Origin of the sequence: Burkholderia sp. SJZ089, assembly GCF_007828315.1 — a bacterium.
Taxonomy (GTDB): domain Bacteria; phylum Pseudomonadota; class Gammaproteobacteria; order Burkholderiales; family Burkholderiaceae; genus Burkholderia; species Burkholderia gladioli.
In genome coordinates this window covers 391,035-415,086 of the sequence record NZ_VIUM01000004.1, presented here as the reverse complement: position 1 = coordinate 415,086, position 24,052 = coordinate 391,035, and the positions used below count along the sequence as shown (strand labels likewise).

Sequence of the window (24,052 nt, the reverse complement as noted above, 5' to 3'; positions counted from 1 at the left end):
AAACAGGAGACAAACCGGCATGGCCATCCTCGATTTGCTCAAACCCTTCCCCGGCCTGCGCGTGCTCGTCACGGGCGGCGCTTCCGGCATCGGCCTGATGATCGCCGACGCGTTCGCCGAGGCCGGCGCGCGCGTGCATGTCTGCGACGCATCCGAGGCGGCCGTCGCCGCGCTCGGCGAGCGCGCCGGCAAACCCGTGCACGGCGCCACGCTGGCCGACGTGGCCGACCCGGCCGCGATCGAGCGCGTGTTCGAGGACCTCGGCCGAACGCTGGGCGGGCTCGACGTGCTGGTCAACAACGCCGGCATCGCCGGGCCGACCGGCGGCATCGACGAGATCGACCCGGGCGACTGGCAACGCACCATCTCGATCAACCTCGACGCGCAATACCGTTTCGCGCGGCGCGCGGTGCCGCTGCTGCGCGCCTCGCCGCAAGGCGGCTCGATCATCGCGCTGTCCTCGGTGGCCGGGCGGCTCGGCTACGCGTTCCGCACGCCCTACGCGGCCACCAAGTGGGCGATCGTCGGCCTGGTCAAGAGCCTCGCGATCGAGCTCGGGCCGACCGGCATCCGCGTCAACGCGATCCAGCCCGGCATCGTGCGCGGCCCGCGCATGCGCGGCGTGATCGAGGCGCGCGCGAAGCAGCTCGGCCTCGCCTACGAGGAGATGGAGGCGCGCTACCTGGAGAAGATCTCGCTGCGCCGCATGACCGACCCCGAGGAAATCGCCGCCACCGCGCTGTTCCTCTGCTCGCCGGGCGGCCATGGCATCTCGGGGCAGGCGATCTCCGTGTGCGGCAACGTCGAGGTGCTCTGAGCCCACCCCCGCGCCCCGCCCTCCCGCTCGATCCGAATCCACGCTTCACGAGGAACCCACATGGCCTCCGCCCGCAAAGTCATCATCACCTGCGCCCCGACCGGCGCAATCCACACGCCGTCGATGTCGCCCTACCTGCCCGTCACGCCGCGCGAGATCGAGGACGCCGCGGTCGCGGCCGCCGAGGCCGGCGCCGCGATCCTGCACCTGCACGCGCGCAACCCTTCCGACGGCAAGCCGACCCAGGACCCGGCCGTGTTCGCGGAGTTCCTGCCGCGCATCAAGGCGCGCTGCGATGCCGTGATCAACCTGACCTCGGGCGGCAGCCCGCACATGACGATCGCCGAGCGGCTGCGCCCCGCGCATCACTTCCAGCCCGAGATCGCCTCGCTGAACATGGGCTCGATGAACTTCGGCCTCTACCCGATGCTGGAGCGCTTCCCCGAGCTGAAGCACGACTGGGAACGCGAGCATCTCGCGAACAGCCGCGACCTGGTGTTCAAGAACACCTTCGCCGACATCGAGACCATCCTCACCAGTTGCGGCGCGAACGGCACGCGCTTCGAATTCGAGTGCTACGACATCTCGCATCTCTACAACCTCGCGCACTTCGTCGATCGCGGCCTGGCCAAGCCGCCGTTCTTCGTGCAGAGCGTGTTCGGGCTGCTGGGCGGGATCGGCGCTCATCCCGAGGACCTGATGCACATGCGGCGCACCGCCGACCGGCTGTTCGGCGCGGACTACGTCTGGTCGATCCTCGGCGCGGGCCGCAACCAGATTCCGCTGGCCACGATCGGCGCCGCGCAGGGCGCGAACGTGCGCGTCGGGCTCGAGGATTCGCTCTGGATCGGCCCCGGCAAGCTGGCCGAATCGAGCGCCGCCCAGGTGCTGAAGATGCGCCAGGTGCTGGAAGGGCTGTCGCTGGAGATCGCCACCCCGGCCGAGGCCCGCGCGATGCTGGGCCTCAAGGGGCCCGACGCGGTCAGATTCTGAACCGAAGCCCCAAGCAATCGTTCCTGTATTGACGCACGACCGACAAGCAAGCGCGGGCTCCGCGCCCCTGGCACGCCGTCGCGCGCGCCGCCCCGAGCAAGGCCGGGCTCCATGAGATGAAGGGAGCGCACGGCAAGCCGGGCCGGCGCGGCGCGCGCACGCGCCGGGCGCCCCCGCCTGTCGTCCGAACCTCGCGGTGCGCCCGGCTTGCGGCGCGCGCCGGCCCCTTGCCGATGGAGTCCATTCGATGTCGTCCCAACCCGCCACCCTGTCCGCCGTCGACGGCGATGCCCGCGTCGCGCTGAACCGGCTGCTGTTGCGCAAGCTGATGCCGATCCTGATCGTCGCCTACGTCATCAGCTTCCTCGATCGCACCAACATCGCCTTCGCCAAGCACGCGATGAGCGTCGATCTCGGCATTTCCTCGGCCGCCTACGGCCTGGGCGCCGGCCTGTTCTTCCTGACCTACGCGGTGCTGGAGATTCCCAGCAACCTGGTGCTGCACCGCGTCGGCGCGCGCTTCTGGATCACCCGCATCATGATCACCTGGGGGCTGCTGTCGATCGCGATGGCCTTCGTGCGCGGCGAAACCTCGTTCTACGTGATGCGCCTGCTGCTCGGCGCGGCGGAGGCCGGCCTGTTCCCCGGCGTGATGCTGTACCTGACCTACTGGTTCGGCCGCGAGGAGCGGGCCCGCGCGACCGGCTATTTCCTGCTCGGCGTGTGCGTGGCGAACATCGTCGGCGGGCCGCTGGCCGGCGCGCTGCTCGAACTCGACGGCGCCTTCGGCTTGCACGGCTGGCAGTGGCTGTTCGCGATCGAGGGGGTTCCGGCCGTGCTGCTGGCCTTCGTGGTCTGGCGCAAGCTGCCGGACCGGCCCAGCAGCGCGCCCTGGCTCGACGCCGAGACGGGCCGCGCGCTGGAGCGCTCGCTGGCGGCCGAGCAGCAGGCCGGCAGCGCCTCGCACGGCGGCCATTCGTTCGGGCTGGCGGTACGCGATCCGCAGATCTGGCTGGCGATCTTCGTCTACTTCTGCCACCAGTTGACGATCTACACGATGATCTTCTTCCTGCCCGGCATCATCTCGGCCTCGGGGCAGTTCTCATCGTTCGCGGTCGGGCTGCTGAGCGCGATGCCCTGGGTGGCCGCCGCGCTCGGCGCCTCGACGCTGCCGCGCCTGGCGCGCGACTCGAAGCGCTCGCGCTCGCTGCTCTGCGCGGGGCTGCTGGTGATGGCCGCGGGCCTGGTCAGCGCCGCCCATGCCTCGCCGGGGCTGGCCCTGCTGAGCGTGTGCGTGGCCGCCGCGATGTTCTTCGTGGTGCAGGCCATCATCTTCACCTTCCCGGCCTCGCGCTTGTCCGGCAATGCGCTGGCGGGCGGGCTGGGGCTGGTCAATACCTGCGGCCTGCTCGGCGGCTTCGTCGGACCCACCGTGGTGGGCGCGATCGAGCAGGCCACCGGCGACGCGAAGAACGGCCTCACCCTGCTGGCCGTGGCGCTGGCGATCGCGGCGGTGGTCGCGCTAAGGTTGAGGCACGGCGAGGAATGAGCATCGCGCGGCAAGCTCGCTGAATCGAGACGAAACAAAAGGCCATCGCGAATCCTCGCGATGGCCTTTTTGCACGACGACAGCTTGATCAAAACCGATGCGTGATGCCGGCCAGCACCGAAACCTGGTTCGGCGTCGACGAGGCGCTCAGCCCGTTGATGTTGGCCACCGCCGCCTGCCCGCTCGAATCGGTGCCCGACGCGTGCTGGTAGAGGCCGACCAGGTAGAGCTGGGTGCGCTTGGAGAGAATGTAGGTGATGCCCAGGTCGCCCTGCTGGTAGGTCACGTGGTTGACGCCGTAGCCGCGCGTGTAGTCGTAAGCCGCGCCGAGCAGCCAGACCGGCGTGAGGTAGTAGCGCAGGTTCAGCTCGGCGTTGTGGAAGCTGGCCGAGCCGCGATAGCCGAGCGGGTCCAGGCTCGCATGCGCGCCCAGTTCGCCGAAGCGCGTGTTGGTATAGACCGCGCCGATGATCGCCGGCCCCGCCGTGTAGGTACCGCCGACCGCCACGATCTGCTCGTCGCCGGCCGAGGCGTAACCCGAATAGACGCGGCTCGCGGCCATGTTGCTGCCGGTGGCGCTCGAGCTCGAGTTGTTGCCGAAGTAGGAGAAGTTCGGGTCCTTGACGTGCACGTAGGCCGCGCCGAGCACGATCGGGCCGCCCGTGTAGCCCACCCCGAGCGACCAGATCGAATTGCGCCCGAACTGCCCCGGCGTGCCGCCGAAGCTGTAGAGGCCGCTGGCGCGCAGGCCACGATAAGTCGGCGTGGTGTACTTCACCGAGTTGTTCGAGCGATAGTCGTTGTTGGTGTTGTCGAGGTCGCCCGGGTGGCCGCCGAGGTAGGTCGCCCATTGCGTGCCGGCGATGAAGGGCCCGATGAAATCGACCACCGCGTCGTATTGACGGCCCGCCGTCAGCGTGCCGGCGCGCTGCGAGGCGAGCCCCACCCAGGCCTGTCGACCGAACAGGTCGCCGCCCTGCTGGAAGCCGCCGGTGGTCGACGAATAACCGTTCTCCAGGTCGAACACGGCGCGCAGGCCGTTGCCGAGATCCTCGCTGCCGCGCAGCCCCCAGCGGTTGCCGAGCACGTTGCTGCTGTTCATCTCGAACTGGCGCTTGCCGCCCGCGTTGTTGGCGTAGACGATCGCCGTGTCGATGGTGCCGTACAAGGTCACGCTCGATTGCGCCTGCGCCGGGCCGGCCGCGGCGCCGAGCGCCAGGCCGGCGACGCCGGCGGCCAGGCCCGAAGCCAATGGCGAACACAGCGACGCGGCAAGTCGCCGTCGGGCGCGGGTGCGAAGGGATTGCGAATGGCGTGCGGCGCGCGCGTGGCGCAGGTAGCGCGAAGGGGTCATGCTGGCTCCTCTTGAACCGTTTCGTATCGTCAGGACTGCGATTGATCAGGCTCGCCTCGACGCTGGGTCGGGCCGGGCCGGCCGCGGCGCGACGCCGGTTCGGGGCACCGCGCATTCGGATGCCGAAGTGTTGCCCAGCCGCCCCGCTTCGCTCCAACAAGAAAATAAATTCGCGCCGAACACTTTTTGCTATCGCCGCGCCCCAGGCCCGGCCTGGCCGTCGTCGCCCGCGCGGGCGCCTGCCTTCTCAAAAAAGCGCCGCGTTATCATCGGGCTCGATTCCGCGACTCCCCACCCGCATCATGAACATCCGCTTCCTCGAGACCTTCATCTGGCTGGCCCGCCTGCAGAACTTCCGCCTCACCGCCGAGAAGCTGCACACCACGCAGGCCGCCGTGTCGAGCCGCATCGCCGCGCTCGAGGAGAGCTTCGACGTGCGCCTGTTCGACCGCAACTCGCGCTCGGCCACGCTCACGCCGGCCGGGCGCAAGATGCTCGGTTATGCCGAGCGGATCGTGCGCCTGGGCGACGAGATGCGCCGCGAGGTGGAGGACACCGAGGCCGACGCGGGCCTGATCCGCCTCGGCGTGATCGAATCGATCGTCCATAGCTGGTTCCCGGCGCTGATGGCGCGCATCCGCGAGCGTTTCCCGCGCCTCGAGGTGGAGGTCACCAGCGATACCACCATCCACCTGGTGCAGTGGCTGCGCGCCGATGCGGTCGACCTGATTCTTCATACCGATACGCTGGCCGACCGCGAATTCGTCAACGCGGCGCTCTGCGAATTCCCGATGCGCTGGGTGGCCAGCCCCTCGCTGGGCCTGGGCGGCAAGGGCGTCACGCTGGGCCAGTTGGCCGAGCACCCGGTGATCAGCTTCTCGCGGCATTCCGGCCCGCATACGGCGATCGAGCGCGAATTCTCGCGCGCCGTCGAGCGGCCGGTGCGGATCAACTGCATCAGCTCGGTGGCGGCGATCGTGCGCCTGGTGGTGGACGGCTTCGGGGTGGCCGCGCTGCCGCCGGCCATCATCGAGCGCGAGCTGCGCGAGGCTTCGCTGCTGGTGCTCGATACCGACAGCCGCTTCACGCCGATGCCGCTGGTGGCCAGCCACCGGCTGGCCCACCCGCTGTCGGCGCGGATCGCCGAGCTGGCGGCCGAGACGGCGCGCGACTTCATGGCCGAGCACGGCCCCGCGCCCGAACCGGCCCAGCCCGCCGAAGCCGGCCCGGCGGCGCCGCGGCGCGCCCGCAAGCGATAAGAAAACCCGTTCAGTCCGTATTTTTTTTCTTGTTGGACCGATCCGGCCCGCCCTCGCCAAACTGCGCCTGTCCGAAACCTTACGCAGGAACGCCACGATGAGCGAACAGCCGACGCAACGGCCGGGCCAGCTTTGCATCTGGACCGATACCGACCCTCGTACCGAGGACGACTTCAACGCGTGGTACGACCGCGAGCACATGCAGGAGCGCGTCGCGATCCCCGGCTTCAGCCATGCGCGGCGCTTCCTCGCCAGCGATGGCGCGACGCGGCGCTACCTGGCGCTCTATGAAACCGTCTCGCTCGACGTGTTCCGCGGCGAGGCCTATCGCCAGGCCTTCGCGCAACAGACCGAGTGGTCGCTGCGCAGCTTCGAGCGCATGCGCAACAACCAGCGCCGCGTCGGCGAGCTCGCGTTCGCGGCCGGTGCCGGCGAAGGCGGCCGGCTGGCGCTGTTCGTGGCCGCGCCCGCCGCGCTGGCCGGCGCCGCCTGGCGCGAGGCGGCCAGCGCCGCCGCGCAGGCCACCCCGGGCGTGCACGCGGTGCGCGTGTTCGCGACCGACGCCTCGCTGTCGGCACCGATCGCCACCGGCGCCGGTGCGCCCGGCGCCGCGCTCGGCGACGCGCTGGTGCTGGTCGAAGGCAGCTCGGCCGCCGCCGCGCACGCCCTCGCCACGCGCCTGGCCGCGCTCGCCGACGTCGAAGCCGCGAACGTGCGCGCCTTCGACCTGCTCTGGCGCCTGGCGGCCTGAAACCCGATGTGCCACCGCTGCCCCACCTGATGGAGAAAAAGATGAACGCTCTCGCCAGCACGTCACCGACGCTGGAGCAACCGCGCGCCGGACGCGGACGCCTCGCCACCGCGAGCATGATCGGCACCTCGCTGGAGTGGTACGACTTCACGGTCTACAACACGCTCGCCGCGCTGGTCTTCAACCACCTGTTCTTCCCCTCGGTCGATCCGCTGGCCGGCACCCTGCTGGCCTTCTCGACCTACGCGGTCGGCTACGTGTCGCGGCCGCTGGGCGGCTTCGTGTTCGGCAACCTCGGCGACAAGCTCGGCCGGCGCGCCGTGCTGATGCTGACCCTGCTGCTGATGGGCATCACCACCGCGCTGATGGGCGTGCTGCCCACCTACCAGTCGGCCGGCATCCTGAGCCCGATCCTGCTGGTGAGCCTGCGCTTCGTGCAAGGCATCGCGCTGGGCGGCGAATGGGCCGGCGCGGTGCTGCTCTCGGTCGAGCACGGCAACCAGAAGAAGCGCGGCCTGAATGCCTCCTGGGCCCAGGTCGGGCCCTCGTTCGGCACCCTGCTCGGCACCGGCTTCATCGCGCTGATCACCATCTCGGTGTCCTCCGACGCATTCCTCGCCTGGGGCTGGCGCGTGCCCTTCCTGGCCAGCCTGCTGCTGGTGGTCTTCGGGCTGTGGGTGCGCCGCGGCGTGGGCGAGACGCCGGCCTTCGAGAAGCTCAGCGAATCGCACAACACCGCCAAGGTGCCGGTGGCCGAGGTGTTCTCGCAGCACTGGCGCCGCCTGCTGGTGGCCGGCGGCTCGCGGATCGGCTCGGACGTGCTCTATGCGTTGATCGTGGTGTTCACGCTGACCTACGTGACCACGGTGCTGAACCTGTCGCGTTCGCTGGCACTCACCGCCGTGCTGTGCGGCACCGCCTGCAACGCGCTGACGGTGCCGCTGTTCGGCGCGCTGTCGGACCGTTTCGGCCGGCGCCCCGTCTATCTCGGCGGCGTGCTGGCGGCGATCGTCTGGGCCTTCGCGTTCTTCTCGCTGGTCAACACCTCGCAGCCGGGATTGATCGTGCTGGCGGTGGTGATCGGCCTGGTGATCCACGCCGTGATGTACGGCCCGCAGGCCGCCTTCGTCACCGAGCAGTTCCCGACCCGCGTGCGCTACGCCGGCTCCTCGCTGGCCTACACGCTGGCCGGCATCCTCGGCGGCGGATTCGCGCCGCTGATCATCGTCGCGCTGTTCCGCAACTGGCACACCACGATCGCCGTCTCGCTGTACGTGACAGGCGCGCTGATCATCACCGCGATCGCCCTGCTCGCCGCGCGCGAGACCGCGCATCGCGCGCTCGAGGACTGAAGCCTCGCCCATGAAACTCCCGCGCGGCAGCCGCCGCGCTTCTTGCCACGCTCCCCGCCGGCGCCATGCCGGCGCGGCCGTCTTAGCCGACGCGCGGGCCGCGATGCCCGGGCGCCGCGCGAGGCCGGCCGCGCGCCTGGCGCGACGCCGGCTCCCGCACGACCCGAACCCGACATGACCCAGCTTTCCTTCACCGTTTCCTCGCCCGACGGCGCCCCTCGCACGCTCGAACTCGGCTTCGACACGCTCGTCATCGCCGGCTGGGCCGGCCGCGACGCGGCCGCGATCCAGCACCACATCGACGAACTGGCCGCGCTCGGCGTGGCGCCGCCCTCCAGCACGCCCTGCTTCTACCGCGTCGCCGCCCAGCAACTGAGCCAGGCCGACACGGTCGAGGTGCTCGGCACCGACACCAGCGGCGAGATCGAATGCGTGCTGTTCGGCAGCCCGCTCGGCACCCTGGTGACGATCGGCTCCGATCACACCGACCGCAAGACCGAGGCCTACAGCGTGGCCGTCTCCAAGCAGGTCTGCGTCAAGCCGGTGGCGCGCGAGGCCTGGCGCTACGCCGAGGTGGCCGCGCACTGGGACCGCCTGGAGCTGCGCGCGCGCTTCGTCGCCGCCGACGGCGGCGCGCGCGCCTACCAGCAAGGCAGCGTCGACGGCCTGCTGCCGCCCGCCACGCTGTGGCAGCGCCACGGCGGCATCGACATCGAGGCCCTGCCGGCCGGCAGCGCGATGTACAGCGGCACCCTGGCCGTGCTCGGCGAGATGGCCGCGATGAAGAGCGGCGACGCCTTCGAGCTCGAGCTGCACGATCCCGTGCTCGGCCGCAGCCTGCGCCACCGTTACGCGATCCAGGCGCTGCCCGTGGTCGCCTGAGCGGCCCGCATGCGCGCTCCCTACCAACCTGCAGGAGACACCCCGATGCGCTTCACGCCCGCCACCCCGCTGCTGACTCTCGCCGCGCAACTCGATGCCGGCACCACCACCAGCCGCGAGCTGGTCGATATCGCGCTCGCGCGCATCGACGCCGAGGGCGGCAACGGCGCCCATGCGTTCTGCCAAGTCGATGCCGACGACGCGCGCCGCCAGGCCGATGCGCAGGACGCGCTGCGTCGCGCCGGCGTGCGCCTGTCGCCGCTGGCGGGCCTGCCCGTCTCGGTCAAGGATCTCTACGACGTGGCGGGCCAGGTCACGCGCGCCGGCTCGCGCGTGCTCGACGACGCGCCGCCCGCCGCGGCCGACGCGCCCGCGATCGCGTTGATGCGCCGCGCCGGCGCGGTGCTGGTGGGCCGCACCAACATGAGCGAGTTCGCCTTCTCGGGGCTCGGCGTCAATCCCTGGCGCGGCACGCCGCGCTCGCCCTGGCAGCCCGACGAGCCGCGCGTGGCGGGCGGCTCCTCCTCGGGCGCGGCGGCCTCGGTCGCGCAAGGCATGGCCGCGGCCGGCCTGGGCAGCGATACCGGCGGCTCGCTGCGGATTCCGGCCGCGTTCTGCGGGCTGGTCGGCTTCAAGCCCACCGCGCGGCGGATCTCGACGCGCGGCATGTTCCCGCTCTCCACCACGCTCGATTCGACCGGCGCGATCGCGCCGAGCGTGGCCTGCTGCGCGCTGATCGACCGGCTGCTGGCCGGCGAGACCGTCGAGGCCGGCGGTTTCTCGCAGCCGGCGGCGCCGCTCGACGGCCTGCGCCTGGCGGTGCTGTCGAACTACGTGAGCGAACAGATGGACGAGACCGTCGCGCGTGCCTGGGACGAGACGCTGGGCCGCCTGTCACGCTGCGGCGCGAAGCTGGTGCCGGTGCGCCTGCCGGTGCTCGACATGCTGCCTTCGATCAACCGCTTCGGCTTCTCGCCGATCGAGGCCTATGCGCTGCATCGCGAGACGCTGGCCACGCGCGCCGACGCCTATGACCCGCGCGTGCTGGCGCGGCTGCGGATCGGCGAGCCGGCGCTCGCGGCCGACTACATCGAACTGCAGGCGGCGCGCGCCGAGGCGATCGAACAGGCGCGCGCCGCGTTCGAGGGCTTCGACGCCTTCCTGATGCCGACCGTGCCGATCGTGCCGCCCGCGATCGCCCCGCTCGAAGCCGACGCGGCGCGCTTCGCCAGCACCAACGGGCTGGTGCTGCGCAATCCCTCGGTGGTGAACTTCCTCGACGGCTGCGCCGTATCGCTGCCTTGCACGCCGGCCGGCAGCGCGCCGGTAGGGCTCAGCGTCGGCGGGCTCGCGCTGGAGGATGCGCGCGTGCTGCGCGTGGCGGCCGGCATCGAGCAGGCCTTGCGCCACTGAAACGCGGCGGGCCCGGCCGATCGTCCCGGCCGGGCCCGCTTGCCTGCCTCATGATTCAGCGCGCCAGCACCTCGCGCTCCAGCATCAGGTCCTCGTAGAAGGCGCCGAAGCCGCGTGTGCGATGACGGATATGCATCTCCAGGATCCAGACATGCGCGCTCGGCACGATATCGGCCGTCGACAAGGTGCCCGCGAACTTCGGTTCGTGCGGGAAGTCGGCGATCCGGTGCCCCGACATCCGCTTCAGGTTCAGCTCCCAGCCCATTGCCTCGGCCTCGCGCGTGGCGAATTCGTAGAGCGCGCGGCCGCTGATGCGCGCCTCGCGCCATTGCGCATGCACCGCCTTCCAGAGCGCGAACACCTCGGCGCGGGCGCGATGCATCTCGGGATCGTGGCCGACCACGAAGGTCTCGCCCGCGTCGCCCTCCCAGCGCTGCCAGACCGGGCCGACATCGATGAAGAAGATGTCGTCGGCGCCCAGCACCACGTCGGGCGCCGAGGGGTTGCCGTATTCGCGCAGCGTGTTCGGGCCGAAGCGCACCACGATCTTGTGCCAACCACGCAGCAGCCCATGCTCGCGCAACACCGCGCGCGCCAGGCGCGTCCCGTCCTCCTCGCGCATGCCCGGCTCAATGCGCGCCGCGATCGCGTGCACCGCCTCGCGGCTGCGGCGACGCACCTCGAGCATGCCCCCGATGTCGAAATGCGGGCCGACGTCCTCGTAATCCTCGCGCTTCATCATCGCGTCGCCTCCGTTCGCGGGCCGTCGAGCAGCAGGCCTCGCGGCAAGCTCACTTGCGCATGCTCGAAGCCGGCGGCGAGCCGCAACTGGCAGGCCAGGCGCGTGCCGGGCGCGGCGCCCAGGAAGTCGAGCAGGTCGGCTTCGTCCTCGGCGGGCGGCGGCGCGTCGGCGCCGGCCTGGATCTGGACCGCGCAGGTCGCGCAGACGGCATGGCCGCCGCACAGATGCTGGAGCGCGATGCCGGCGCGCATCAGTTCGCCCAGCAGGGGACGCCCTTGCACGGCCATCAAGTGGCCTTGCCGGCCGTCGGGCAAGCGCAGGTTCATGCGCAGCAGCGTGTCGCGCCGCGCCGACGAAGGGCGCGGCGGCGCGAACGGATCGGCGAAGAAACGCCCGGCCGGCAGGCCACGCGCGCCGACGAAACCAACCCGCGCCGCCTCGACCATGGCCGGCGCGCCGCAGGCATAGACATCGACCTGGGCCAGCGAGGGGAAATCCGCCATCACGGCCGCATCGACCTTGCCGCTGCGCATTCCCTCGCGCGACTCGCCCGACAGCACCGGCACGTAACGCAGGCCGGCCTGCCCGGGCGCGGCCGCCCAGGCACGGCACCGCGCATCGGCGTAGAGATCGGCCGCGGTCCGCGCGCCGACATAAAGGTGCACGGGGCTGGCGCGCTCCCACAGCCGATGCGCCTCGATCATCGCCTCGAGCGGCGCGAAGCCGGTGCCGGTGGCGACCAGTATCGCCGGCCGGTCCAGCGGCGTCTGCCAGCCGAATTCGCCGAGCGGCCCCTCGACGCCGAGGATCGCCCCCACCGCGCGCCGCCCTTCCTCGGCGAACAGCCATTCGGTGAATTCGCCGCCCGCCATCTTGCGCACATGGATCTCGAAGCCCGCCCCGCCCTCGCAGGCGCGCGCCAGCGAGAACGGCTTGTAGCCGGCCGCCGACCAGCGGATCGCCATGAACTGGCCGGCCTCGTAGCGCAGGGGCTCGCCGTCGAGCAAGGTGAAGCGCACCACCGCGATATCGGCCGCCGCCAGCTCGACCGACTCGATGCGCGCGGCGCGCACGCCCGAGGCGGTGTCGCCCGCGCGCGGCACGCGCAGCAGCAGGTCGGCCTGCGGATAGGTCTGGCACAGCAGCACCGGTTCGGCGCGGGCGCCCGGCGCGACCTCGCGCGGTTCGCCGTCGCGGCCGCTGCGGTAGCGCCCGGCCAGCACCTCGCCGCGGCACTGGCCGCAGAAGCCTTCGCGGCACGAAAAGCGCACCGGAAAATCGGCGGCCAGCGCCGAGGTCACCACGTCCTCGGCGCTGGATGTCCTGAATTGCCACTGCGTGGGGGCGTCCGTTATCTTCACGACTATCTGGGGTCCGGCGGAAATCGACGATGGCGGAATCTTGCCTGTGCGAGAAGCCCGCGGCAACGACTACCCGCGGGGGCAATGGACGAGATACCTTGGTGGCTTCGGCGCGCAAGGCGCCGCCGCCCGTTCAGGCCCGCGCCTCGGCTTACGAGGGATAGGCGATCCGTTCCGGCTCGCGACGCAGGATCACGCGCCCCGCGCGAATCGACAGCAGCGGCTTGACCTGCCGCCGCAGCGCGTCGTAATCGCTGTCTGCATCGAGCACCACCAGGTTCGCCGGCCGCCCCGCCTCCAGCCCGTAGCGCTCGCCGAGCGACAAGGCTGCCGCGCTGTGGTCGGTGACGAAGTCGAGACAGCGCTGCAGGTCGTCGTAGCCCATCATGTGGCAGATATGCAGGCCGGCATCGAGCACGCGCAGGATATTGCCGTTGCCGAGCGGGTACCAGGGATCCTGGATCGAGTCCTGCCCGAAGCAGACGTTGATGCCGGCGCGGTCGAGTTCGGCCACGCGCGTCACGCCGCGTCGCTTCGGGAAGCTGTCGAAGCGCCCCTGCAGATGGATGCTCTCGGTCGGGCAGGAAATGAAGTGGATCCCCGAGCGCTTGAGCAGGCGAAACAGCTTCGAGCAATAGGCGTTGTCGTAGGAGCCCATCGCCGTGGTATGGCTGGCCGTCACGCGCGAGCCCATGCCGCGCACGCGCGCCTCCTCGGCCAGCACCTCCAGGAAGCGCGAATGCGGATCGTCGGTCTCGTCGCAATGGACGTCGACCAGGCAAGCGCTGCGCTCGGCCAGCTCCATCAGGTATTTCAGCGAACTCACGCCCTGCTCGCGCGTGTTCTCGAAGTGCGGGATGCCGCCCACCACGTCGGCGCCCATCTCGATCGCGCGCGCCATCAGCGCGCGGCCGTCGTCGAAGGACTCGATGCCCTCCTGCGGGAAGGCGACGATCTGCAGGTCGATCAGCCCGCGCGCCTCCTCCTTGACCTCCAGCATCGCCGCCAACGCGGCCAGCGTCGGATCGGTCACGTCGACATGGGTGCGCACGTGCTGGATGCCGTGGTCGCGCAGCATCGCGATCGCCGTGTGGGCGCGCGTCTTGGTGTCCTCGTGGGTGATGGTGGCCTTGCGCTGGCTCCAGCGCTCGATGCCCTCGAACAGCGTGCCGCTGCGGTTCCATTCGGGGTCGCCCGCCGTCAGCACGGCGTCGAGGTGGATATGCGGCTCGACCAGCGGCGGGATCACCAGGCGGCCTTCGGCGTCGATCAGGTCCGGCGCGGCCGGCGCGTTCGGCTGGCCCGGCGCGATGCGCGCCTCCTGCGGGACGATCCGGGCGATGCTCGCGCCGTCGAGTTCGAGGGTATGGAGGCCGCTGCGCCGGCGCAGCGTCGCGTTGACGATCTTCATGGTCGTTCCTGTGGTGGGCAACCGGCGCCGCAAACGCGTGCCGGGCGATATCGCGGGTGCCGGGCGCGCGAGGCAGGCACCGGCCGACGTTCATTCTAATCAAACGCCCGCGCCACCAAAATCACCGCCGCGCAGCGGGCGTCGAGCCGCGCCACTGTTGCGAAATCCGGAAGGCTGCCCTCCAGCCGGCCCGGTGTTTCCTGCCGCGGCCGCTCCCTACACTGCCTGCATGGATTCGATCGTTGCGTTGACATCGAACCGGAACGCCAGAAGGAGCCAAACCATGAAAACGTTCATCGCCTCGACCGCCGCCGCCCTCGTGATCGCGGCCCCCGCCCTTGCCTTCGCCCAGACCGCCAACCACGGCCTGACGCGCGCCCAGGTGATCCAGGAACTGGTCGACCTGGAATCGGTCGGCTACTCGCCGGCCAGCGGCAACGACGCGAACTATCCGGAGAACGTGCTGGCCGCGCAGCAGCGCCTGCAGGCCAGGCGAGTCGCGCAGGCCGAGGCCGCGAAGCAGGCTTACGGCCCGAACGGGCAGGCCGTGTCGGAAGCCGGCAAGGCCACGCAGTAAGACGGCTGGCACGCGCGGCACGCATTCGGCCGGCACGCGCGCCATGGCCTCGGCTGCCTGTCGCCAGGCCGAACCCGGGCTCTCGCAGATGACAACGCCCCAATCCCGCGCTCGCGCTTCGGCCTGGCCGCGCGCGAGCGCCGCGGCTTCAGGGCGTGACGCCGCTGCGGCGGGTGGAGTCGAGCGCGGCGCGCATGCGCGCGTCGAGCGAGGCCAGCATCGCCTCGTCGCGCGCGATGCGATCGGGCAGGTCGGCGCGCAGGAACTCCACCCAGGTGCGCACCTTCGCGTCGACGAAGCGGCGCGACGGGTACAGCGCGTAGATGCTCATGCGCTGCAGCGTGTGCGCCGGCAGCACGCGCATCAGCGAGCCGTCGCGCAGCAGGCCGATCGCGGCATACAGCGGCAGCATGCCGATGCCCACGCCCTCGCCGATCGCCACCGCCAGCGATTCGGCGGTATTGGTCTGCACCGGCCCGCTGACGCGGATCTGCTCGACCTGGCCTTGGCGGGTTTCGAGCAGCCAGTCGTGGGTCGGGAAGGCGGGTGTCTGCAGCGTCAGGCAGTCGTGCGCGGCCAGTTCGGCGGGCGTGGCCGGCGCGCCGCGAGAACGCAGGTAGGCGGGCGAGGCGCACAGGATGCTGAAGGTCTCGCCGAGCCGATACGAGACCAGCTCCGAATCGGGCAGGGACGAGGCCGTCACCACGGCCATGTCGCTGCTGCCGTCGAACAGGTCGGGCACGCGCTGCGACAGGGTCAGCTCGACCGAGACCTCGGGACGCTGCTCGCGATAGGCGTTGAGCGCCGGCAATACGTAGTGCTGGCCGATGCTGGCGTAGCTGTGCAGGCGCAACAGGCCCGATGGCCGCTCGTGCGCGCAGCTCGCCTCCTCCTCGGCCGCGTCGACGTCGGCGAGGATCTGCCGGCAGCGCAGCAGGTAGCTTTCGCCGGCCGGCGTCAGCGAGAGGCGACGCGTCGAGCGGTTCATGAGCCGCGTGCGCAGGCGCGCCTCCAGCTCCGAGACGGCGCGCGACATGGCGCCGGTGGTCGAGTTGAGCGACAGCGCGGCGGCGGTGAAGCTGCCCGCTTCCACCACGCGGGCGAAGACCCGCATGTTTTGCAAGGTGTCCATGCTTATCGGGGGACGGCCAGGGAAGGCGCCATTGTCCTACCGCGCGCTTATCCGATTGTTACCGGTACAGCAACTCTGGTTTCCCCTGACCCGCGTTAATGGGCGTTTATCGGACTTCTACAATCTGCGCCGCATCGTTCCGATTCGCCACGGCACGCCGGCCATCCCTCCTTGAACCGCCGCGCCTGCGCCCCACCAGCCTCTCGTCGCCTTGATGAAATCCGCATCCGCCTCCCCCCGTGCCGCCGCCGAAATCCGTCGCGCGCCGGCACGACTCGCGCCGCTCGGGCGCCTCGCGCGCGATTGGGCGCTCTCGGACGGCCTGGTCTGGCTGCACCTGGCCAAGACGGTGGGCGCCGCGCTGCTGGCGATGGGCATCGCGATGCGCTTCGAGCTGTCCCAGCCGCGCATCGCCATGACCACCGTGTTCGTGCTGATGCAGCCGATGAGCGGCATGGTGTTCGCCAAGGCCTTCTATCGCACGATCGGCACGGTGGTCGGCCTGGCGGCCGCGCTGGCGCTGGGCGGGCTGTTCGCCCAGCAGCCCGGGCTCTACATGGCCGGCATCACGCTGTGGATCGGCCTGTGCATCGCCTGCGCGGTGCGCAACCGGCACTTCCGCTGGTACGGCTACGTGCTGGCCGGCTACACCGCCGCGCTGATCGGCATCCCGGCCGTGATGACGCCCGACGCGCTGTTCCTGTCGGCGCTCACGCGCGCGGCCGAGGTCACGGTGGGCATCGTCTGCTCGGCGGCCGTCAGCGCGCTGGTGCTGCCGCTCAGTTCGAGCCGCGCGCTGATGCGCTCGCTGAACGCGCGGCACGCGCGCTTCGTGGCCTTCGCGGCGGCGGCGCTGGGCGGCCGGCTCGAACGCGGCGAGTTCGAGCGGCGTTTCGCCGACTTCGTCGATGACATCGTCGGCTTCGACGCGATCCGCGCCTACGCCTCCTTCGAGGATCCGCGCATCCGCGCGCGCAGCCGGCGCCTGGCGCGCCTGAACGGCGAGTTCGTCAGCACCTGCACGCGGCTGCATGCGCTGCGCCAGTTGCACAAGCGGCTGGTGCATCGGCGCGCGCAAGCCGTGCTGGCGGCGCTGGCCCCGCACCTGGAACGGCTGGCGGCCGCGCTCGGCGCGTTGCAGGCGGAAGGTGCGGAAGGCATGGGAGACGCCGCGCCTCGGCCGGCCGGCGCCCTGCTCGACCTGAGCCGCCAACTGGCCACGCTGCCGGCGCAGGCGCGCGAGTCGCGGCTCGCGATCGCCGCCGGCACGCCCGACGACCTGCTCGACTTCGATACCGCGATCGAACTGCTGTCGCGCTTCGCCGACGAGTTCCTCGGTTACGCGCAGACCCGCGCCTCGCTGGCCCACGACACGCACGTGCTCGAAACCGACGGCGACGTGCCGCGCTACACGCTGCGCACCAATGGGGTGTTCGTCGCCTTCACCTTCGTGCGCAGCGTGGTGGTGCTCGCCGTGGTGGGCGCCTTCTGGCTGGCGACGGCCTGGCCCAGCGGCGGCCTCGCCACCATCGCCGCGGCGATCGCCTGCGCGCTGAGCTCCACCTCGCCGCGCGCGCCGCGCTTCGTCGCGCAGATGGCGGCCGGCGCCGCGCTGGCGACGCTGGCCGGTTATCTCGTCACCTGCCATCTCTATCCGAACATCGACGGCTTCGCGCTGCTCTGCGCGACGCTCGCGCCGATCCTCGCCGCCAGCGTCTACCTGACGACGCGGCCCGCCCTGTCGGGCGTCGGCGTCGGCTTCATCGTGTTCTTCTGCCTGCTCGCCGGCCCCGACAACCTCATCGTCTACCAGCCCGAGCTGCTGCTCAACAACGGCATCGCGGTGGTCGCGGCGATGCTCACGGCCGCGCTGGTGTTCGCGGTGATCTTCCCGACCGAGATGCCCTGGCTGATCGCGCGCATCCAGCACGACCTGCGCGGCCGCGTCAGGCTGGCCTGCGAGGCGCCGCTCGACGGCCTGCACGCGCGCTTCCAGAGCGGCGCGCACGAGCTGGCCTCGCATCTGCGGCAACTGCTGATGAAGCGCTCGGCGCGGCATCGCCAGGCGCTGCGCTGGCTGTTCGTCACGCTCGAGATCGGCCATGCCGTGATCGACCTGCGCGGCGAACTGGCGCCGTTCGCGACGGCGCGCGCGGCCGGCGCGCTGCGCTGGCTCGCGCCGGTGCGTCGCGCGTTGCGCCTGCTGCCCGAGCTGTTCGAGGCACCCGACGCGCGGCGGCTGTTGCAGGCGCAACGATCGGTGGAGCTGGCGATCCGCGCGATCCTGCGCGCCCGACCTGCCTGGGACGCCGCCGACGGCGAACGACGGCGCATGCGCAGGCTGCTGGTCGGGCTGCACTTCATCCGCACCGCCCTGCTCGACCGCGACGCGCCGTTCGTGCGTGCGCGGCGGCGCTTCCGCGAACCGCGGCGCTGATCGCGCATCGATCTCTCCACGAAATGGAAAGATGCTCTCCAGGCGGACGGCTTAATCGCGCCAGGGCCCGCTTTTATAGTGACTTCACCGCCGCAACAACGGCATCTGTTCAGGAGAACACATCATGAAGTCGCTGCAATTCGCCCTCGCCTCGCTCGCCCTGTCCGCCGCCTGTGCCGCGCAGGCCCAGGCTCCCGCCGCCCCGAACGACAACGGCGCCGCGCCGGCCTCGCAGGCGCAGGCCCATCAAGCCCGCCACACGCGGCAGGTACCCGCGCGGACTCAGCCCGATTGCGTCGGCCCGGCCAGCTTCTGCAACATCTATTTCGGCAGCTGAGCATCGCCCGCCGGCAGCCGGCGCGGCCAGCTCGCGGCGCGCCATCGAAGCCAAGCTTTCCATTCGCCGACTTTCTGCTGTCAAAATCCTCTGCGACACTCGCGGCTCGATTTTTCCACCGCCGTCCCGCGCCGCCGCGCGGGACGGCCAGCAGCGAGCCCGCCCGCGAACATGATTGCCCTGACCTGCCGCGCGACCCTGATCGCCGCCGCCTGTTTCCTTGCCGCCTGCGGCTCCGATTCGACCGACACGCCGGCCAGCCCGGCCGCGCAGCAGCCATCATCGCCCGCCACCCCGCCGGCCACGCCGCCCGCGGCGGCCGCCGAGACCTTCTACCAGACCAAGACGCCCTACCAACCGCAGCAGGACGCCTCGACCTACGAGGCGCCGCCGGCAGGTTATGCGCCGATCTACGTGGAACTGGTGGCGCGGCACGGCTCGCGCGGCCTGTCGGGTTTCAAGTACGACGGCGCGATCTACGCGATGCTGCAGAAGGCCGAGGCCGATGGCGCGCTGACCGAGCTCGGCAAGCAACTGAAGGCCGATACCTTCGCGATGATGAAAGCCAATGCGCTGCTCGGTTACGGCGTGGCCGGTATCTCGACGCCCGGCTACGGCAACCTCACGCAAGCCGGCATCCGCGAGCACCAGCAGCTCGCCGCGCGCCTGCTGCAGCGGATGTCGCCGCTGTTCGACGGCTCGCGCAAGGTGGTGGTGGTCAATTCCGGCCAGGATCGCGCGGTCGACAGCTCCACCTATTTCTCCGGCGCGCTGGTGGCCGCGCGACCGGTGCTGGCGGCCAGCATCACGCTGCCGGCCGCGCCGGCGCCCTATCCGGAAGGCGCGCCCGTCGCGCAGCCGGCGGGCACCAACCGCTTCCTGCTCTATTTCCACTCGCTGAAGGCGGCCACCGACCTGGTCAGCACCACCAGCGACGCGAACTACGCCACCTACCGCGACAGCCTCGCCTACCAGGCCTATTCGAGCGACGCGACCGTCGCCGCCAAGCTCGCCGAGATCAATGCCTCGCCGCAGGCCGGCGAGGTCGCGCAGACGGTGATGTCGGCGCTCGTCACGCCGGCCTTCCTCGCCAGGCTCGGCACCAGCGGCTATACCTTCGCGAACACCGGCAGCTACAGCTTCGCGTCCGCCGACGCGCTGTTCAGCAACACGCTCAAGGGCGACGGCAAGACCACCATCAAGTCGGCCGTCGACGCCGCCAACGTGCTCTACAACCTGCTGCAGGTGGCGCCGGCGATGAAGACCGAAACCGGCGGCGTGAGCATGGAGAAATACATCGCGGCGCCGCAGGCGCGTTATCTCGCCTATCTGCAGGACGCGGCCGACTTCTACCAGAAAGGGCCGGGCGTGCAGGAGGCCAACCCGGTCACCTACCGGATGGCGACCATCCTGCGCGACGATTTCTTCGCCCAGGTGGACGCCGTGGCGCGCGGCGACCTGGGCAACGCCGCCAAGCTGCGCTTCACGCACGCCGAGGAGATCATCCCGTTCGCCTCGGCGATGAACCTGAAGAACGTGTTCGTGCCGGTGCCGGCCGCGCAGACCTACCGCTACGACAACAACCCCTGGCGCGGCGACCAGGTCTCGCCGATGGCGGCCAACGTGCAATGGGACGTGTACCGCAACGGCACCAGCCTGGCGGTGCGCATGCTCTACAACGAGCGCGAGACCGATTTCCAGGCCGCCTGCGACGGCGCCAAGCTCTCGGCCGGCAGCCATTTCTACGACTACGCCAGGCTCAAGGCCTGTTACGGCTACCTGTAAGCCACGCTCAGCGCCGTGGCCGGCGCGCCAACCCGGCTGCGGTGCGACCCCCGCCTTCCCCGTCCCGTCTTCCTTTCCCCTCCCGTGCCGGTGATCCGGCACGACATTTCCCATCGAGGCGTTTTCGCAACGCTTCGTCAATTCGAGTCAAGCCTCGCATCGTGACCGTTGACTTCGGCGCGCCCCAAGTCTATCGTCAGGGTTAACACCTAAGCAGTAACCCTAGTCACTCTTGCACATACGATCATCATGTCGAACGCCAAGCAATCCCAAACCCGTAAGCCTTCGTTCCTGTCCCAGGTCGGCGCGATGCTGCGCGACGCATGGGCCCTGTTCGAACTCCAGTCGCAACTCCAGCTGAAAGCCGCCACCAGCTACGCGCGCGGCCCGGTTCGCGCCACCGTGCGCAACGATCGCCGCGCCTGAATCGCCGCCAAGCTGCCCCGAAGCGGTCCGCAAGCCCCGCGCCAGGCTCTGCCTGGCGCGGGGCTTTGTCTTTTTCGTCCTGCCCGATGTCGATCAATCACTGCTGATTCTTGAGGAATCGGCGATGATATAACGTATCGAATTCGGTATCATGCGCTTGCCGGCGGTGCCCTGCCGCCGGCAACCGTAGTTCGTTTTGCTCAAACCTCTTGGCGGACGCGTGGCGTCCGCTTTTTTTATGCGGCGTTGGAACGCGGCAAGTCCTCACATCGACCAACGCTCCCGGCATATCCGCTCCCGACCTCCCCCCGGGACTGAAGGAAAGTCACTGCCATTCCATTGAATGGATTCCAATTAACTATCTCGCGAGCGCCTCGGCGCCGGCGGCCTCATCCTCCTTGGCCTCCCCGCCCGCCTCGGGCGGCGCGAACCGCGACAAGTCGCGATACGCCGCGCCGGGATGCGCCTCGCCAAGCCGCGGCCCCTCGCCGAACAGCTTCTCGCGCAGCGTGCCGGGCCGGTAGGCGTTCGGGTACACGCCGCGCCGCTGCAGTTCCGGCACCAGATAACCAACCACGTCCTCGAAACTCTCGTGGGCCAGCGCATAGGCAAGGTTGAAGCCGTCCACGCCGGTCTCCTCGACCCATTCCTGCAGGATGTCGGCCACCGTCGCGGGCGAGCCGACGAACACCGGCCCCAGCCCGCCGATGCCGCCGAAGCGCGCCAGTTCGTCGATGGTCCAGCTCTTGTCGCCGCCCGCCAGATGCTCGACGGCCGAGACGATGGCATTGGTCTCGACCCGCTTGACCAGATCGGTCGGCGCGTACTGGCCGAAGTCGATGCCGGTCCAGCCCGACATCAGCACCAGCGAGCCGTCGTAGGACACATAGCGCTGGTAGTCCTCGAACTTCGCCTGCGCCTTGGCGTCGGTCTCGTCGACCACGATCGTCACCAGCGTGTAGATCAGCAGCCTGGCCGGATCGCGGCCCGCCTCGATCGCGCGCCGCCGGATGTCGGCCACGTAGTCGCGCAGGGTCGCGCGGGTGGGCGCGGCCACGAACACGCATTCGGCGTGTTGCGCCGCGAAGGCCTTGCCCGAGCCCGAGGCGCCGGCCTGGTAGAGCACCGGCGTGCGCTGCGGCGAGGGCTCGCAGAGGTGGTAGCCGGGCACGTCGAAATGCTTGCCCCGGTGGCGGATCGGGTGGATCCTGGCGGGGTCGGCGAAGATGCGCCGCTCGCGGTCGCGCAGCACCGCGCCGTCCTCCCAGCTTCCCTCGAACAGCTTGTAGAGCACCTCCAGGTATTCGGCCGCGATCTCGTAGCGGTCGTTGTGCCCTTCCAGGCCGGTCTGGCCCAGGTTGCGCGCGCCGCTTTCCAGGTAGGAGGTGACGATGTTCCAGCCCACCCGCCCCTTGCTGTGATGGTCGGCCGTCGAGAGCCGGCGCGCGAAGGTATAGGGATGCTCGAACGAGGTCGAGGCGGTGATGCCGATGCCGAGGTGCTCGGTGGCCAGCGCGATCGGCGCGGCGAGCTGGATCGGATCGTTGACGGGGATCTGCACGCCCTGGTGCAGCGCGTGATGGTTGCTGCCCTGGTAGACGTCGTAATAGCCGATCACGTCGGCGATGAAGATGCCGTCGAAGATGCCCTTCTCCAGCGTCCTGGCCAGGTCGGTCCAGTATTCGAGGTCCTTGTACTGCCAGGAGCGGTCACGCGGATGGGCCCACAGCCCCGGCGACTGGTGCCCGACGCAGTTCATCTCGAAGGCGTTGAACCGGATGGGTTTGCTCATGATTCGATATCTCCGCTCGGAAAGACCGCGCCGGGCAGAGCCGCCGCGCGGTCGGACGACAATCCGTCGAATCTATCGAATGGCCTGGATCGCGACCAATATCGATTCCGGCAAACCTTATCGGCGCCGGCGGCAATTGCTTATCGCCGCCGGCGGATAGGCCGCCGCCATGAAAAAAGCGGCACCGGCCATGCATGACCGGTGCCGCTTCGTTTCTGCCCGGGCGAGCGCCGCATGGGCGGCGCCGGCCGGTGTCTCCTCGTGCCTCGAATCCTCTCGACGCCGGTTCAGGCCGTCGCGTTCAGCGCCTCGGCCAGCGCACCGACCAGGTTGTCGATCTCGCGCGGCTCCGAAATGAACGGCGGCGCGAGCTGGATCGTGTCGCCGCCGTAGCGCACGTAGAAACCCTTCTCCCAGCAGCGCATCGCCACCTCGAACGGGCGGCGGCCCGGCTCGCCAGGCGCGCCCTCGATGGTAATGCCGGCCGCCAGGCCGAAGTTGCGGATGTCGGCCACGTGGCGCACGCCCTGCAGGCCATGCACGGCGTTCTCGAAATGCGGCGCCAGCGCGCGCACGCGGCCCACGCCGTCTTCCTTGACCAGCAGGTCCAGCGCCGCGTTGCCGGCCGCGCAGGCCACCGGGTGCGCCGAATAGGTGTAGCCGTGCGGGAACTCCAGCATGTAGTCGGGGCCGCCCGCGGCCATGAAGGTGTCGTAGATCTCCTTGGTCGCCACCACGCCGCCCAGCGGCTGGGTGCCGTTGCTGACCTGCTTGGCGAAGTTCAGGATGTCGGGCGACACGCCGAAGGCGTCCGCGCCCGTCATCGCGCCGGCGCGGCCGAAGCCCGTGATCACCTCGTCGAAGATCAGCAGGATGTCGTGCGCGGTGCAGATCTCGCGCAGGCGCTTCAGGTAGCCCTTGGGCGGCACCACCACGCCGGCCGAGCCCGAGAACGGCTCGACGATCACCGCGGCGATGTTGGAGGCGTCGTGCAGCGCGATCAGCTCCAGCAGGCGATCGGCCAGCTCGGCGCCCTGCTCGGGCAGGCCGCGCGAGAACTTGTTCTGGGCCAGTTGCGTGTGCGGCAGGAAATCGGCCTCGATGCCCTGGCCGAACAGCTTGCGGTTCGGCCCGATCCCGCCCACCGAGATGCCGCCGAAGTTCACGCCGTGGTAGCCCTTCTCGCGGCCGATCAGGCGCGTCTTGCTGCCCTTGCCCTTGGCGCGCCAGTAGGCGCGCGCCATCTTCAGCGAGGTATCGGCGGCTTCCGAGCCCGAGCCGGTGAAGAACACGTAGTCGAGGCCGGCGGGCGTCAGGTCCTTGATCTTGTTGGCCAGTTCGAAGGATTGCGGATGGCCGAACTGGAAGGCAGGCGAATAATCGAGCTTGGCGATCTGGCGGCTGACCGCCTCGGTGATCTCGCTGCGGCCATGGCCCAGCCCGCAGCACCAGAGGCCGGACAGGCCGTCGAAGATCTTGCGGCCTTCGGCGTCGGTGTAATAGGCGCCCTTGCCCTCCACGATCAGGCGCGGGTCGCGCTTGAACTGGCGGTTGCCGGTAAACGGCATCCAGTGGGCCTCGAGCCAGGCGGCGTCGGTGCGGATCGCGTCCGCTTGCGGGGTGGTCACGGTGTCGGTCATGTCGGCAGGCGCGCGGCGCTCCTCGGTGGGTTCAGTGTGTTG

20 protein-coding genes are annotated in these 24,052 nt (G+C 70.2%); 13 read left to right on the top strand and 7 right to left on the bottom strand.

Annotated features, from left to right (window positions below):
• Positions 1–19 precede the first annotated feature (19 nt).
• The 3 genes from FB600_RS10120 (at position 20) to FB600_RS10110 (ending at position 3,359) form a co-directional block, all read left to right on the top strand.
• The gene (locus FB600_RS10120; protein WP_096751034.1) at positions 20–817 is read left to right on the top strand and encodes an SDR family oxidoreductase; all 798 of its coding nucleotides are present in this window, start codon (positions 20–22) and stop codon (positions 815–817) included.
• Positions 818–877: 60 nt separating this feature from the next.
• Positions 878–1,810 carry a 3-keto-5-aminohexanoate cleavage protein gene (locus FB600_RS10115; protein WP_025101646.1) on the top strand — a complete coding sequence of 311 codons (933 nt, stop codon included), beginning with the start codon at positions 878–880 and terminating at the stop codon, positions 1,808–1,810.
• A 247-nt stretch (positions 1,811–2,057) separates the two neighbouring features.
• Entirely contained in the window at positions 2,058–3,359 is a 1,302-nt protein-coding gene (locus FB600_RS10110; RefSeq protein ID WP_096751033.1) for an MFS transporter, read from the top strand.
• A gap of 88 nt (positions 3,360–3,447) precedes the next feature.
• On the opposite strand, the gene FB600_RS10105 is transcribed toward FB600_RS10110, so the two are convergent.
• Positions 3,448–4,713: a porin gene (locus tag FB600_RS10105; RefSeq protein WP_145756706.1), complete on the bottom strand. Its 1,266-nt coding sequence runs from the start codon at positions 4,711–4,713 to the stop codon at positions 3,448–3,450.
• Between the two features lie 302 nt (positions 4,714–5,015).
• Between FB600_RS10105 and FB600_RS10100 the strand changes: the two genes are divergently transcribed.
• The 5 genes from FB600_RS10100 (at position 5,016) to FB600_RS10080 (ending at position 10,370) form a co-directional block, all read left to right on the top strand.
• Positions 5,016–5,972 (top strand): LysR family transcriptional regulator, encoded by a 957-nt coding sequence (locus tag FB600_RS10100; protein ID WP_096751031.1) that lies wholly within the window; start codon positions 5,016–5,018, stop codon positions 5,970–5,972.
• Between the two features lie 97 nt (positions 5,973–6,069).
• The gene (locus FB600_RS10095; protein ID WP_145756705.1) at positions 6,070–6,723 is read left to right on the top strand and encodes a DUF4286 family protein; all 654 of its coding nucleotides are present in this window, start codon (positions 6,070–6,072) and stop codon (positions 6,721–6,723) included.
• Between the two features lie 41 nt (positions 6,724–6,764).
• Entirely contained in the window at positions 6,765–8,075 is a 1,311-nt protein-coding gene (locus tag FB600_RS10090; RefSeq protein WP_096752850.1) for an MFS transporter, read from the top strand.
• 174 nt (positions 8,076–8,249) lie between these two features.
• Positions 8,250–8,957 (top strand): DUF2848 domain-containing protein, encoded by a 708-nt coding sequence (locus FB600_RS10085; protein ID WP_096751029.1) that lies wholly within the window; start codon positions 8,250–8,252, stop codon positions 8,955–8,957.
• Positions 8,958–9,002: 45 nt separating this feature from the next.
• Positions 9,003–10,370, top strand: coding sequence for an amidase (locus FB600_RS10080; protein WP_098182856.1), 1,368 nt, complete (start codon positions 9,003–9,005; stop codon positions 10,368–10,370).
• A gap of 55 nt (positions 10,371–10,425) precedes the next feature.
• Here the strand turns inward: FB600_RS10080 and FB600_RS10075 are convergent, their stop codons facing one another.
• The 3 genes from FB600_RS10075 to codA form a co-directional block, all read right to left on the bottom strand.
• On the bottom strand, positions 10,426–11,112 hold the full coding sequence (locus FB600_RS10075) for a M24 family metallopeptidase (RefSeq protein ID WP_096751027.1): 687 nt from the start codon (positions 11,110–11,112) through the stop codon (positions 10,426–10,428).
• Positions 11,109–12,473, bottom strand: a complete 1,365-nt coding sequence (locus tag FB600_RS10070) for a 2Fe-2S iron-sulfur cluster-binding protein (RefSeq protein ID WP_186029618.1) — start codon at positions 12,471–12,473, stop codon at positions 11,109–11,111. The genes FB600_RS10075 and FB600_RS10070 overlap by 4 nt, the downstream gene beginning before the upstream one ends.
• 151 nt (positions 12,474–12,624) lie before the next feature.
• The gene (gene codA, locus FB600_RS10065) at positions 12,625–13,884 is read right to left on the bottom strand and encodes a cytosine deaminase (protein WP_145756702.1); all 1,260 of its coding nucleotides are present in this window, start codon (positions 13,882–13,884) and stop codon (positions 12,625–12,627) included.
• Positions 13,885–14,167: 283 nt separating this feature from the next.
• On the opposite strand from codA, the gene FB600_RS10060 reads away from it, so the two are divergent.
• Positions 14,168–14,461 (top strand): DUF4148 domain-containing protein, encoded by a 294-nt coding sequence (locus tag FB600_RS10060; protein ID WP_013690138.1) that lies wholly within the window; start codon positions 14,168–14,170, stop codon positions 14,459–14,461.
• 148 nt (positions 14,462–14,609) lie between these two features.
• Here FB600_RS10060 and FB600_RS10055 read toward each other — a convergent pair whose 3' ends face one another.
• Entirely contained in the window at positions 14,610–15,593 is a 984-nt protein-coding gene (locus tag FB600_RS10055; RefSeq protein WP_096751023.1) for a LysR family transcriptional regulator, read from the bottom strand.
• Positions 15,594–15,807: 214 nt separating this feature from the next.
• Between FB600_RS10055 and FB600_RS10050 the strand changes: the two genes are divergently transcribed.
• The 4 genes from FB600_RS10050 (at position 15,808) to FB600_RS37155 (ending at position 20,578) form a co-directional block, all read left to right on the top strand.
• The gene (locus FB600_RS10050; protein WP_145756700.1) at positions 15,808–18,030 is read left to right on the top strand and encodes an FUSC family protein; all 2,223 of its coding nucleotides are present in this window, start codon (positions 15,808–15,810) and stop codon (positions 18,028–18,030) included.
• Between the two features lie 124 nt (positions 18,031–18,154).
• On the top strand, positions 18,155–18,367 hold the full coding sequence (locus FB600_RS10045) for a hypothetical protein (RefSeq protein WP_046574579.1): 213 nt from the start codon (positions 18,155–18,157) through the stop codon (positions 18,365–18,367).
• Positions 18,368–18,538: 171 nt separating this feature from the next.
• Positions 18,539–20,152 (top strand): histidine-type phosphatase, encoded by a 1,614-nt coding sequence (locus FB600_RS10040; RefSeq protein ID WP_098182852.1) that lies wholly within the window; start codon positions 18,539–18,541, stop codon positions 20,150–20,152.
• Between the two features lie 249 nt (positions 20,153–20,401).
• On the top strand, positions 20,402–20,578 hold the full coding sequence (locus FB600_RS37155) for a hypothetical protein (RefSeq protein WP_164467669.1): 177 nt from the start codon (positions 20,402–20,404) through the stop codon (positions 20,576–20,578).
• Positions 20,579–20,936: 358 nt separating this feature from the next.
• On the opposite strand, the gene FB600_RS10035 is transcribed toward FB600_RS37155, so the two are convergent.
• Both FB600_RS10035 and FB600_RS10030 read right to left on the bottom strand, forming a co-directional pair.
• The gene (locus FB600_RS10035) at positions 20,937–22,370 is read right to left on the bottom strand and encodes an LLM class flavin-dependent oxidoreductase (RefSeq protein WP_145756699.1); all 1,434 of its coding nucleotides are present in this window, start codon (positions 22,368–22,370) and stop codon (positions 20,937–20,939) included.
• Positions 22,371–22,657: 287 nt separating this feature from the next.
• Positions 22,658–24,010 carry an aspartate aminotransferase family protein gene (locus FB600_RS10030; protein WP_098182850.1) on the bottom strand — a complete coding sequence of 451 codons (1,353 nt, stop codon included), beginning with the start codon at positions 24,008–24,010 and terminating at the stop codon, positions 22,658–22,660.
• Between the last annotated feature and the right edge of the window lie 42 nt (positions 24,011–24,052).